A 242-nucleotide genomic window follows, 5' to 3' on the forward strand; every position below is an offset into this window, starting at 1 on the left:
CAATGATGCTGGGCGTACTGGTAGGACTAGCTGCACCGCTTAACTCACTGACAGGCGGTAGTTGCTTTGGTGTGCATTTATTCGCTCAATCCTCAGCAGGCAAAACCACTAGCGTTGAGGCTGCCAGCAGTTTATACGGCGATCCCGAAGAACTGAAATTATCGTGGCACGGCACTAATCACGGTTTAAACAACGAAGCCGCCGCCCGTAATGATGGTTTCATGCCCATTGACGAAATCGGC

At 51.2% G+C, this 242-nt stretch carries 1 protein-coding gene; it reads left to right on the forward strand.

All coding sequences use genetic code 11. The annotated features are described in order from the left end of the window. On the forward strand, positions 1-242 hold a 242-nt coding region (locus AAC854_RS23635), incomplete at both ends, for a DUF927 domain-containing protein (protein WP_340619190.1).

It is taken from the genome of Xenorhabdus entomophaga, assembly GCF_037996725.1.
Taxonomy (GTDB): domain Bacteria; phylum Pseudomonadota; class Gammaproteobacteria; order Enterobacterales; family Enterobacteriaceae; genus Xenorhabdus; species Xenorhabdus khoisanae.